Genomic DNA, 11,264 nt, shown 5'->3' with positions numbered 1-11,264 from the left:
TTCCGCGAGAATCAAGGATTTCTCTACCAACAACGTTACTAATTAACATGATTTATGGTTTTGAATTAAACTTAATATATAACCTTATTAGACTGATTAAAGTCAGCTTTTTAAAAAGCCGGAACAAATATAATAAATCCCCTAAACTTTAACCGAAAGAGGCTGTATGAATAACTTAAATTTAACCCGATTTAACGAACCAAAATCACCTTTAAAAATTAGCAAACTGATTGTATTTTGCACCGCGTTTATAGACTATAACATCAACATCCTGAATCGTAATCAGGGCTCCTTTCTGCGATTGATCAATTAATTCTTTGGCCTTAACAGAAAATTGGTTAATCTTCTCTTCCTCATCAATAATCTCTATAAATACAGGGATCTGATGAGTTGGAAAAACAACATTATTACCATGAATTGAATGGCTTGCACCAAACGAAACAGTTCCTTGAACAACTGTTGCTCCACCGAGGCCAAAATCTCTGGCCTCCCGAACAATTTCCTCGTACAATAATTTATTTCCGATACGATCTGAAGTAGAAATATAGATTTTTAATAGCTTAACTTTACCTTCCATGACTTTTTGATTTTAATTGTTTTCAACGATTTCTGCTTTAGTTTTTACTGAATTTTTGGAAAGTAGATTCAAACAAGTAGTAGTATTTACAGAACTTTAACGTATTGAGCTAAGAATCGGCGATTACAATGGGAGTAACAAATGGCCCCAAAAGTCCTTCTTCCAATTGCAATGAAATATTGTTAAAGCCTATCGATTCCGGAAGGATTCGTTATTTTTAAGCCAATGAAAACGAAAACAAACATGAAACATCACCCCAAAATTACCTTGTTGCTTTTCTTCTTTTGCATTTCAATATTTAGCACAAAGGCACAAACTAACTTACAACAAGAATTTAACAAGTGGTCGCAGCAAGATCTGCTCAAACACGCCACAATAGGCTTTTATGCAATCGACGCTCAAAGCGGGAAAACCATAGCGAAATCCGAGCCACAGTTAAGCATTGCTCCAGCCTCAACTCAAAAACTCATAACAACAAGTACAGCACTCGAATTATTGGGTGCCAACTATCGCTTCAAAACAACACTGACTTATTCCGGAGAGATAAAAAACGACACCTTGTTTGGCGATATTGTTGTTCTTGCTGGTGGAGACCCCGCCTTGGGATCGAAGTATTTCAAAGATTATACACCTTACCAAAACTTCGTCGAAAAATGGGCTGAAGCGATCCGGAACCTGAACATCAAAGCCATAACCGGCAACATTTATATCGATCTTTCAACATACGACGACCAAAGCATTCCCCGCACCTGGATTTGGGAAGATATGGGCAACTATTACGGAGCCGGCGTTTTCGCCTTAAGCGCTTATGACAACACATACGAAATTCACTTTCAATCGCCTGCAACAGCCGATGAACTGACCCAAATAAAATACACAGAACCGCTTCTTCCGGATGTCGATTTTGACAACCGGGTTTTATCCTCCGATGAAAATAAAGACAATGCCTATGTCTTTGGAAGTCCGCTCGACAATCGCCGTATTATCCGGGGATCAATTCCTAAGAACCGAAACGATTTTAAAGTAAAGGCATCAATCCCTAATCCGCCGATGCTGGTTGGGGAACAACTCATGCAGGAACTTGGCTTATCGCAAGTTCAACTGAAAGGAAAAATTATAACCGGCACATACGAGTTCAAAGACAAGCTCGACACCATAAGCACCATTAAATCACCAACGCTTGCTGAAATCATTGATGTGACTAACCACGAAAGTGTCAACCTTTTTGCAGAACATTGTTTGAAACAAATCGCCTACGAAACAACAGGTAGAGGATCGACAAAAGCCGGATTGGAAACACTAATCGATTTTTGGAAAAGCAAAGGGATGGACACACAAGCTTTATTCCTGGAGGACGGAAGCGGGCTTTCCCGATTCAATGCCTTAACTCCGCAACAAATGGTTTTTGTACTCAATTACATGAAAAATTCCAGTGTCAACACCAATGCATTTTTCAAAAGCCTACCGACACCGCCCAACGGTACACTCTGGTATTTAAATGAAGCCAATTTCCCCAACAACTGTCTTCACATAAAAAGCGGAAGCATGACCCGGGTTCGCAGCTTTGCAGGACAATTGACAACTAAAGACGGGAAGGACATTCTATTCTGCATCATGCTGAATAATTTTGATTGCAGCCAAATGAAAGCAATTAAGGCTATTGAAAAGCTATTCCAGGAAATGAGAGATTTCAAGGACTAGAGCAAAACGAACGACACGATAACCATTGTGTGCCGGAAAATACCGGAGAATCACCTGTTTGAATAGCCTCAAAGTCATTTCCCGCGGGCAACAGCCCTTCCCATTCCAGCTTAAGCAATAAAAACCAATAATCTACAAGGATCTGATCTCTTGAAAAACTCGAATCAACAACAGAGATAAAATAGAACGTTTCCCGGATATCAGGTTGTCATTGTTTTCTGAGGTTGTCGGGTTATCTTCAGTATATCTCCCCAAAAACACGACAAAGAACAGCGGCCTTAGGCCTTGCGTTCATAGACTTTCAGCAACAAAAAAAGAGGAACACTTCTGCAGTATTCCTCTTGCTGTGGGCGGTGAGGGAGTCGAACCCCGGACTCTCCCGATGTTAAATCGGGATGCGCTAAACCAACTGAGCTAACCGCTTTATCTAGTTCCTATTCACTTTGTCTCAAACAAAGCTGCTCAATCATTTTACGGCTCTTCCAACTTTTAATTTGCCGCTCTCGTTTGAAGGCAGATTCTTTATTCGGATATGACTCAATATAAACAATCCGCCATGGTTGACCTTTGGAAGTAAACCCTTTGTTTGCGGTATTATGTCGTTGTAAACGACCTTCTGGATCCGAGCTCGCACCAACGTAATATTTGTGTAAAGTATCCGAAAAAAGAATGTAGCAATAATACATGCTAAAAAATACAAAAAAAGAGGAACACTTCTGCAGTATTCCTCTTGCTGTGGGCGGTGAGGGAGTCGAACCCCCGACCCTCTGGGTGTAAACCAGATGCTCTGAACCAACTGAGCTAACCGCCCGATTTATATTTGAACGTTTCTCCTTTTTAGCCTGAGAGGCTTTTACTCAAAACTGAGTTTTTCGTGGGCGGTGAGGGAGTCGAACCCCCGACCCTCTGGGTGTAAACCAGATGCTCTGAACCAACTGAGCTAACCGCCCGATTTATTTTGAACGTCCCTCCCTTCCCGGAAAGGCGATGCAAATATATATCCTTTTTTTATCTAGAAAAAGAAATTGCAAAAAAATTAAGAAAAATAATCCGCGACCACAAAGGTACTTCCTCCAACGAACACTAGATCACTTGGTTGTGCCATTTCCAAACTCTTAGCAACGGCTTCTTTCACATTCGAAATGACTAATCCACTCAATCCAACCTGCTCAGCTTTAGCCGCTAATTCATGAGCATCAAGAGCCCGTGGAATGGCAGCCTGTGTGAAAATATAGTGCGCTTCTACAGGTAACAAAGCCAATACCTGATCAATACTTTTGTCATTGACCATACCAATTACAATATACAGTTCCTTCCAGGCTGTCTGCCGTATTTGCTCAACCAACTGCTTAATACCGGCTTCATTATGACCAGTGTCACACACCACCATCGGATTGGCCCCAACAACCTCCCATCTTCCACGTAAGCCCGTGTTTTCCTTCACCTTGATTAATCCTTTATAAATAGCCTCCAGGGTAATCCGCCATCCCATTTTCGCCAACAACTCCGTTGATTTTAGTACACCTCCGATATTTAGCCGTTGGTAGCTTCCCAATAAATCGGTCTGCAATCCTTCAAAATAAAGCTTTCCGTTTTTATGGAAATTGAAATTCTGAACGCCTCCCGGCAGCATGGTACTGTAGGATGCCGTGTACTCCTGATCTGCAAAATAAATAGGAGCATTTTCAAGCCTGGCCTTTTCAATAAAGACCTCGTTGTACTCATCGTTACTTTCTGAAATGACCACCGGAACATCGGGCTTAATAATTCCGGCTTTCTCCCCGGCAATTTTCGGAATTGTATTTCCCAGTAAAGCGGTATGATCCAAACTAATATTTGTAATTAGCGACAACTCGGGAGTGATTATATTGGTTGAATCCAACCGACCTCCAAGGCCAACCTCAATAACCGCCACATCAACCTTCATCAACCGAAAATACCAGAAAGCCATGGCCACCGTAATTTCAAAAAACGAAGGTTCTAAACCGGCCGTTTTGTTATGCTCGTCGAAAGCCGCCACAAAATCAATCACCGCTTGTTCACTTATCAGATCTCCGTTCACCCGCACACGCTCGCGAAAATCAACCAAATGGGGCGAAGTGTAAAGCCCCACCTTGTACCCAGCTTCCTGCAACACCGATGCCAACATGTGCGACACCGATCCTTTACCGTTTGTTCCGGCCACATGAATCGTCTTAAACGAGCGATGTGGATGCTCATAAATTTCATCCAAAACCAAGGTGTTTCCGAGGGTGTTTTTGTATGCTGCTGCCCCTGTACGTTGAAACATGGGCAACTGACTATATAAATAATCTAAAGTTTCCTGATAGCTTCTCATCTCTTTTTCAATCACTAATCTATTTTGCTAACAGTTGTCGATAAGTACTGAACATCTTTTGTCTGTTTATCATTAATCTAGTCATCGTTTTTTCCTACATTGTAAGCATAGTCACCAAAACAGATGCTTATGGCAGGCCGCAAACAAACTAAGATCTTCGTGTTGGATACGAATGTGATTCTGCACGACCACAACTGTATTTACCAGTTCAAAGATAATGATATCGTGATACCGTTGACCGTTTTGGAGGAACTGGATAAATTTAAAAAGGGAAATGATCCAATTAACTTTCAGGCGCGGGAATTTGTGCGGGTATTGGACGACATCGTCGGTGAAAAATTATTCAATGGAGGCATCCAGTTGGGACCGGAATTGGGGAAATTGATTATTGCAACAGGGAAACCATTCTCTGACACCATGAAACAATCCTTCAAAGAAGACATTCCGGATCACCGGATATTAGCTGTTGCCGAGTTTTACACCAACGATAGTGCAAAGCGAAAGACCATTTTGGTAACCAAAGACATCAACCTGCGGATGAAGGCTAAATCGCTGGGAATATTGTCGGAGGACTACGAAAATGATAAGATTAAAGACCCTGAGGTTTTCGAAAAATCAATTACTGAAGTTGAAGGCTATAAAGATGCTCTAATTGATACCCTTTATAACGATGGGGCTATTGCTTTTGCCGACTCTAACCTGGGAGATGTTCCTGTACCCAATGAATACTATATCATGAAGGGAAACAAATCCAGTGTTTTGGCGCGTTACGAATCCCCGACGCAACGGATCATCCGGGTCGAAAAACGAGTTGCCTATGGTATTAAACCCCGTAATGCAGAGCAAACTTTCAGCCTGAACTCATTGCTTGATCCGGATATCAAACTAGTATCGCTAAGCGGTAAAGCCGGAACCGGAAAAACCTTATTGGCCCTAGCAGCCGCACTGGAACAGCACAAACAGTACGATCAAATTCTCCTTGCTCGACCGATTGTTGCACTAAGCAACCGCGACTTAGGCTATTTACCAGGTGATGCTGAAGAGAAAATCAGCCCTTATATGCAGCCCCTGTTCGATAACCTGAATGTAATTAAGCATGCTTTTAACCCGCGAAGTCAGGAGTATCAAAAAATTGATGAATTGCTGAAAGAACAGCGACTGATCATCACTCCACTAGCTTACATTCGCGGACGAAGCTTATCGAATGCATTTTTCATTGTTGATGAAGCGCAGAACCTCACGCCGCATGAAATAAAAACAATCATTACCCGTGCCGGCGAAGGAACCAAGATGGTATTCACCGGGGACCTGCAACAGATTGACTCTCCGTACCTGGATATGAAGTCGAATGGTTTAGCCTATATGACCGACCGCATGCGTAACCAGGAACTTTTCTCACATGTCAACCTGGTGAAAGGTGAACGTAGTTACTTAGCCGAACTTGCAAGTGATTTGCTTTAAAATTAACATTCAACCTAAAATGAGAAAGCCCATTATCAGCTTCGATAACGGGCTTTTTTATACTTTGTATTTGGCTTTTAATTTCTTCTGCTTCTACTTGATCGGTTAGAACTTGAGTTCTGCTTTGAACTTCTGCTGGATGATTTCTTCACAGATGAAGAACTTGAAGAGCGAGAGCTCCTACTGCTAACTCCGGTATTTCCGCTGCTACTTCTACTTGATCGGGAACTGGATTCCACCTTGCGACTTTGTGAAGGTTTATATGTTGAACCTGATCTTGATGAAGAGCTACTGCTTTTCATCTGTGATTGCCGGCTTGGAGATGACTTGTAACCGGAGTTATTTCCCGATGATCGGGAGCTGCGCTGGTAGGCTGAGCCACTGGATGAACCCGAGTTATACGATTGAGGACGACTATAACTTTGGCTGCTGCTTTTTCGCTGCGACTGATTGCTGTAGTTTCCATTACGATTATAAGTACTGCTGCGTTGACTTGTTCCAGGTTGTGTTGTTACCGATCTGTTACTATTCGAACTGGTTCCACGTTTACTATCGTAACGATTAGTTCCGGAACTCCTTTGTGTGTTCCCATAACGCGTACTGTTTTTATAAGTAGACGGATTGGAAGAACCTCGTCCCAAACGTTGATCGGCGACAGAACGACTTCTGTTCATCTCATATTTATTGGCATACCTGGAATTACGGGATGAGAAGGATGAGTTCGGATGTCTAACTCCGTAATCGTTTCTTCTTACCGACCGCTGCATCTCAGCTGCCCTTGGGTTACGTCTCACATCGCTGTGATAATAATTATGAACGTGATAGTCGACATGACGGTACAAATACCGGTTATAGCTAAACGTCGAAATACAGTGGTAGTGATGGTATCGAGATGGATAATATCCCCAGTAGTATGGTGAATGCCAAACTACGTATGAAGGACGAACAAACCAACTAAAAATGATTGGAATACGGGCATAAGCCGGTTCAATAATATAGTTTGGTCCATAAATATACGGATCGCCAATTACCTGTACATAAAAGCTACCGCGGTTGTCCCGTCCAACATCAATTGTTGCAACATCCTGAAAGACGTTTTGATCCAATACCGCCTGAATCGTAATCAGATGCATTCCTGATTCGTAAACTTCAACAACCCGCAGGTAATCAACGTAACCATCCCCGTTCAGATCGAGATTTGAAATCTGCATTCTGGGATCGTTCAATCTTGCTTCAAAATCCTGCAAATTACTTGATTCACCAAAGATATAGGAAACTGCTTCCAAATCTAAGTTATCGCTAACATCGTATCCTACTGCACGGACACTGTAATTACCCTGGGCATAAACGCCAGCAGCAGTAAAAATCGCGACCAGTATTGCTATTATTTTCGTTTTCATGTTGATCTGTGTTAAGTTGTATAAAAAAATCCTTTTCGTACCTCCCAAGGTTCATTTCGAAAAAACCGGGAGTTGGTAAAGATGCCTATTCTTCCATTATCAATTCATTGAACTACTAGAAATTAATTTCATAATATCTAAATGACAAATTCCGTACCCTTTCCGGTTATTTCACTCAAATTTTCTATCATTTTGCTCTAAAACATCTGATTAGCCACTAAAAAAAAGGCTACATAGACACAACACAAACAACACATATAAAGGCATTTAATACTCACCATACGATTCAAAAAATCCTTTCAAATAAAATAACGTCAAAAATTTGTTTCTAAGCATTGATTAAGTGATTTTTGAGAAAATTTTACCGAAATGGATTTACAAAATATTACCAATACGATAGCTGAATTAGCCCGAAAAGCAGGTCAGTTTATTCGCGAAGAACGTTCAAAAATCAGTAATGACGACATCGAACTTAAAGGCAAAGCAAGTTTGGTGACTTATGTTGATAAGGAAACTGAAAAAATGATTGTTGCCCGTTTGCGCGAGGTACTTCCCGAAGCCGGATTTATTACCGAGGAAGGTACCGCCAGTGAAAGTGGCGAGGAATACAAGTGGGTTATCGACCCGCTGGATGGAACAACAAACTTCATTCACGGCATCTTCCCCCATTCTGTTTCGATTGCTTTAACCCAAAATAATGTCCCCGTTGCCGGAGTGGTGTACGAAATTGGTCAGGATGAGCTTTTCGCTGCATGGAAAGACGGGGGTGCCTATCTGAATGGGCAGCCTATTGCTGTTTCAAAATCATCGAAACACGAGGATGTTCTGTTAGCAACCGGATTTCCGTATTACAATTTTGAGAAGTTGAATGAATACCTGAAGGTGCTGGAATTTTTCATGATTGAAACCCGAGGCATGCGACGTATGGGTTCGGCTGCAGTCGATTTAGCTTATGTGGCCTGCGGACGTTTCGACGGATTTTTCGAACATGCACTTCACGCCTGGGATGTTGCCGCCGGCGTTCTTTTGGTACAGGAAGCAGGTGGCCAAGTAACCGACTTTAAAGGTGGTGACAACTTTCTGTTTGGCAAGGAACTGGTTTCGGCTAATGCAAACTATTTCCCGGCTTTCTTTGCAAAAATTAACGAACAGCTGGGCTAGTTTTACAGCAGTATTCTTTGGGGGACTGAGGCAATGCGTTAAATTGCATAAAAAAGCATATCATGGCTGATAAAGAGATTGCATTGCTAAAAGCGCAAGTTGACAAACTGAGTCAAAAGAGCTTCGACCTGGAAGCATGGAAAAATCAAACGCTGCTTTTTCTAAACCGGATCTTCGGTGCTTCCCACCCCATCGTAAAAATGATTCTCGACCTCAAGTACGATTATTCAAGCTGGCATTTGCGCGATGCTACCGGCAACGAAAAATCAGATGACCCGGTAAAAATGCAGGCTCGCGAAATACTGGATGCCGCAATTATGGAGCTCGAAACTCTCGGGTTACCCGGACAATCGGGTGCAGTTGACCGGGTTCGCGAATTGTTGCAACAGGAAATGACCGGCAAGCAATGGAAAGAACTCGAGGACCTATTAGCCAACCAAACAGAGAATCAAACAAACGAAATCAAAGAAAAGCTGGGACAACTCAGTAAAGAACAACTCATCGACATTGTTACAGGAATTGTAAATTCCTGAGTATTTTTGGCCAAATGGAACACACCCAAATCGCAATTGTAATTCTAAACTGGAACGGCGAAAAGTTGCTTCCTCAATTTTTACCATCCGTAATTCAATTCAGCAAACAGGACGGAACCGAGATTATTGTTGCTGACAATGGCTCAACCGACCGGTCGATGGCCTTGCTCGAAGAACAATTTCCGGAAGTTACCCGGCTTCAACTACCCGTGAACTATGGCTTTGCCCGGGGCTATAACGAGGCATTGAAGCAAATTGATGCCAAATATTACATCCTTCTTAATTCGGATGTTGAAGTAACCGAAGGGTGGTTGGCCCCCATGATAGAGCTGCTGGAAAAGGATGAATCTGTAGCGGCTGTTCAACCCAAAATACTAAGCTGGCACAATAAAGATGAATTTGAGTATGGCGGTGCGGCCGGAGGATTCATCGACAAATTAGGGTTTCCGTTTTGTCGTGGTCGAATCCTGAATGTCGTTGAAAAAGATAAAGGCCAGTACAACGACGAATCGTCCATTTTTTGGGCTAGTGGTGCCTGCTTCGCTGTTCGGGCAAGCCTTTATCATAAAACCGGAGGTTTCGACTCCGACTTTTGGGCCCACATGGAAGAAATTGACCTTTGCTGGCGCCTCAAAAATTTTGGCTACCAAATTCGCTTTACGCCCTACAGCCAGGTTTACCATTTAGGCGGAGGTAGCTTACCTTACAACAACCCCCGAAAACTCTTCCTCAATTTCCGCAACAGCTTGTTCATGCTTTATAAGAATTGCCCCCCGAACCGACTTTTCAAAGTTTTAGCCGGGCGAATGATCCTAGACGGCATAGCAGCGTTCAAGTTATTAGCTGAAGGAAACTTCAAAGGTATCACTGCTGTATTGAAAGCGCATTATGCTCTCTACACGAACTGGAAAATACTGAAGGCCAAACGGCAAACATTAAAAGAAGAGGCAACACCACAATGGCACAGCGAGATTCTGTGTAAAAGTCTGATCTGGAAATTCTATATCCAGAAAAAGAAAACATTCACCGAAATGATGAAGTGATTTTGGGGATTACTGGATTGTTGGATGTCTGGATTAACCAATTACTTTTCAAGCAAGTAAGCAGCGTGTATCACCTCCATTCGTTTCGTCCAGCCATCCGGAAATTCATGGAAAAGAAAATCCGGAAATCGGGTTTGCATTTTCAACCTTCAGGTTTTATCTTGAGTCAAATTTTTATTCCATGAAACAAGCCGTTATCAACGCATTCTATGTTGAGTCAGCAACGCGAAAGGTTGAAAAGATCCATATCGAATCCATCCCTGAACTACGAGATTCAGCTGATTATATTTGGTTGCAACTCGATTTCAGTGTGGCGGAAACCAAAGATATTGTCGAGTCCTTGTCGATTAATGAGTTTACAGCTGCAGCCTTGTTAAAAGACGACTCCCGACCGCGGGTAGCCATTTATCCCGATGAATTGTTACTGATTGTTCGCGGCGTAAACCTGATTACAGGTGAAAAACCGGAGAATATGATCTCGGTTCGGATTATGGCCAGTAAGAACATGATCATCACCTGTCAGAAAAAAAGCCTCAATGCACTCAAGTCGATCGTGGAGGATATGAAGCAGAACAATGCCCCGAAAAGTACCGGAGACTTTGTTGTTCGTCTGAATGAACGACTGGTTTTCAATATGAGTGACGTGATGGAGGATATTGAAGAAGCTGCTATTTCGATGGAGGAAATGGTCATGGAAGAAGACGGCAACGACGATGAAAGCAAAAGCGAACTCTATAATTTGCGCCGGCAGATTATTCAGCTCAAGCGCTTTTTGATTCCTCAACGCGATGCGCTGAACAAACTTCAAATTGAAAAAACAAGCTGGATGACCAATAAACACCAGCTTCGGTTGCGCGAAGTGAGTGATTACCTGATGCGTTATCTCGAGATGCTGGAAGCAGCGCGCGAACTGGCATCAGTGAGCCAGGAAACCTTGATTAACCGTTCGAATGAACAAATTAACAGTCGCATGTACCTGCTTTCAATCATCGCTGCGCTGTTCCTGCCGCTGAGTTTTTTCACCGGGCTGCTGGGCGTAAACCTGGCCGG

Annotated in this window: 10 protein-coding genes and 2 tRNA genes; 6 read left to right on the top strand and 6 right to left on the bottom strand. The window is 42.5% G+C overall.

The window, feature by feature from the left end; all coding sequences use genetic code 11:
- Nucleotides 1–211 precede the first annotated feature (211 nt).
- Nucleotides 212–577, bottom strand: a complete 366-nt coding sequence (locus tag AC37HE_RS00060) for a DUF190 domain-containing protein (protein ID WP_500780722.1) — start codon at nucleotides 575–577, stop codon at nucleotides 212–214.
- A gap of 243 nt (nucleotides 578–820) precedes the next feature.
- Between AC37HE_RS00060 and dacB the strand changes: the two genes are divergently transcribed.
- On the top strand, nucleotides 821–2,278 hold the full coding sequence (gene dacB, locus AC37HE_RS00055) for a D-alanyl-D-alanine carboxypeptidase/D-alanyl-D-alanine endopeptidase (protein WP_500780721.1): 1,458 nt from the start codon (nucleotides 821–823) through the stop codon (nucleotides 2,276–2,278).
- A gap of 434 nt (nucleotides 2,279–2,712) precedes the next feature.
- Here dacB and AC37HE_RS00050 read toward each other — a convergent pair whose 3' ends face one another.
- From AC37HE_RS00050 to AC37HE_RS00035, 4 genes are all read right to left on the bottom strand, one after another.
- Nucleotides 2,713–2,964, bottom strand: coding sequence for a GIY-YIG nuclease family protein (locus AC37HE_RS00050; RefSeq protein ID WP_500780720.1), 252 nt, complete (start codon nucleotides 2,962–2,964; stop codon nucleotides 2,713–2,715).
- 50 nt (nucleotides 2,965–3,014) lie between these two features.
- Nucleotides 3,015–3,089: transfer RNA gene (locus AC37HE_RS00045), tRNA-Val, on the bottom strand.
- A gap of 64 nt (nucleotides 3,090–3,153) precedes the next feature.
- Nucleotides 3,154–3,228 (bottom strand) — tRNA-Val (locus AC37HE_RS00040).
- Between the two features lie 86 nt (nucleotides 3,229–3,314).
- The gene (locus AC37HE_RS00035) at nucleotides 3,315–4,616 is read right to left on the bottom strand and encodes a bifunctional folylpolyglutamate synthase/dihydrofolate synthase (protein ID WP_500780719.1); all 1,302 of its coding nucleotides are present in this window, start codon (nucleotides 4,614–4,616) and stop codon (nucleotides 3,315–3,317) included.
- 129 nt (nucleotides 4,617–4,745) lie between these two features.
- Here AC37HE_RS00035 and AC37HE_RS00030 point away from each other — a divergent pair, with 129 nt between their 5' ends.
- On the top strand, nucleotides 4,746–6,077 hold the full coding sequence (locus AC37HE_RS00030) for a PhoH family protein (protein WP_500780718.1): 1,332 nt from the start codon (nucleotides 4,746–4,748) through the stop codon (nucleotides 6,075–6,077).
- A gap of 77 nt (nucleotides 6,078–6,154) precedes the next feature.
- Here the strand turns inward: AC37HE_RS00030 and AC37HE_RS00025 are convergent, their stop codons facing one another.
- Nucleotides 6,155–7,477: a hypothetical protein gene (locus AC37HE_RS00025; protein ID WP_500780717.1), complete on the bottom strand. Its 1,323-nt coding sequence runs from the start codon at nucleotides 7,475–7,477 to the stop codon at nucleotides 6,155–6,157.
- Nucleotides 7,478–7,846: 369 nt separating this feature from the next.
- On the opposite strand from AC37HE_RS00025, the gene AC37HE_RS00020 reads away from it, so the two are divergent.
- The 4 genes from AC37HE_RS00020 to AC37HE_RS00005 form a co-directional block, all read left to right on the top strand.
- The gene (locus AC37HE_RS00020; protein WP_500780716.1) at nucleotides 7,847–8,638 is read left to right on the top strand and encodes an inositol monophosphatase family protein; all 792 of its coding nucleotides are present in this window, start codon (nucleotides 7,847–7,849) and stop codon (nucleotides 8,636–8,638) included.
- Nucleotides 8,639–8,700: 62 nt separating this feature from the next.
- Nucleotides 8,701–9,171 (top strand): hypothetical protein, encoded by a 471-nt coding sequence (locus tag AC37HE_RS00015; protein WP_500780715.1) that lies wholly within the window; start codon nucleotides 8,701–8,703, stop codon nucleotides 9,169–9,171.
- 14 nt (nucleotides 9,172–9,185) lie between these two features.
- Nucleotides 9,186–10,214, top strand: a complete 1,029-nt coding sequence (locus tag AC37HE_RS00010) for a glycosyltransferase family 2 protein (protein WP_500780714.1) — start codon at nucleotides 9,186–9,188, stop codon at nucleotides 10,212–10,214.
- Nucleotides 10,215–10,395: 181 nt separating this feature from the next.
- Nucleotides 10,396–11,264 (top strand): CorA family divalent cation transporter (locus AC37HE_RS00005; RefSeq protein WP_500780713.1); only part of this gene is annotated, 869 nt, incomplete at its 3' end.

Source organism: Mangrovibacterium sp. (assembly GCF_059905295.1).
The sequence above is the reverse complement of the archived record's forward strand: the minus strand, read 5'-3'. Positions and strand labels throughout refer to the sequence as shown.